Here is a 1,009-nt window from a genome sequence, read left to right on the forward strand (position 1 = left end):
GTCGCAATGAGAAAGACATAGTGACGTTTGAGTTGAAAACGCGCGAGGATAAAGATAAATGAACGAATTCTGGAGCTCATTAGAAGAGCGCTTTGGAGACATGAGCGCGCGCGAGAAAATGCTGGTGGCGCTGTGTGGCTTCGTGACCGTAGTTATGTTGCTGTTTACGTTGGTGCTAGAACCTAAGCTCAATCAGATCTCAAACAATGAAAGACAGCTGAGTAACTTAAAGCAGTCAAACCAAAAAACAGAAATTGATATTTTACGTGTTAAGGCTCAATTGAAGAAAGATCCAAACGCAGATATTGATTTGGAAATTTCCAACCTGTTGACGGAAAGTCAGCATCTTTCGATGCAGTTGTCGCAAATTATTGAACACTTGGTAACGCCTTCACAAATGGCGGGCGTATTAGAGAGCGTATTAGAGCAGCAAAGTGGCATTCACTTGGTGTCATTGCAGACTCTGCCATCTGAGCCGATCACAGAAGATAAAGAAGCATCACAATACTCTGGCTACTACGTACACCCAGTACGCATGGAGCTAACTGGTGACTACTTTTCTATCGCCAACTACTTAAACAAGTTAGAGAGCTTACCTGCCAGCTATTTTTGGCGTAGCTTCAGTTACAAAGTAGAAGAATATCCAAAAGCGAAGTTAGTGCTTGAAGTGTACACATTAGGTTCTCGAGAGGAGTTTATCGGTGGTTAAAAAACTCATTATCTCAATCGCGGCTATCGCCTTGTCTGGTTCAGTCTTGGCAAATCAGGATCCAACTGCACCACTTGGTTGGCAAAAACCAGCAGAGGTGTCTGCCAAGCCCAAAGCGAAACAATACCGCTTGCCGACACTGAACAGCATTGTCTGTAAGCCAAATACCGAATGTGTCGCAATCATGAATAACCGACTTGTCGAACAGGGGGAACTGTTTAACGGTTATCGAGTAGCAAGCATCAATAGTGAATTTGTAACTTTAAAGCGTGGTAGCCGTCAGTGGAACCTTGAGCTTTT

2 protein-coding genes are annotated in these 1,009 nt (G+C 43.7%); both read left to right on the forward strand.

The annotated features are described in order from the left end of the window. Positions 1–58 precede the first annotated feature (58 nt). Entirely contained in the window at positions 59–709 is a 651-nt protein-coding gene (gene gspM / locus R7E42_RS25840) for a type II secretion system protein GspM (RefSeq protein ID WP_005497276.1), read from the forward strand. After that, on the forward strand, positions 702–1,009 hold a 308-nt coding region (locus R7E42_RS25845), incomplete at its 3' end, for an MSHA biogenesis protein MshK (RefSeq protein ID WP_318073363.1). The genes gspM and R7E42_RS25845, both read left to right, overlap by 8 nt.

Source organism: Vibrio sp. Vb1337 (assembly GCF_033338715.1).
GTDB classification, from domain to species: domain Bacteria; phylum Pseudomonadota; class Gammaproteobacteria; order Enterobacterales; family Vibrionaceae; genus Vibrio; species Vibrio alginolyticus.

Coding starts and splice junctions, on each gene's coding strand:
- gspM (WP_005497276.1), top strand. CDS start 59: ATGAACGAATTCTGGAGCTCATTAGAAGAGCGCTTTGGAGACATGAGC.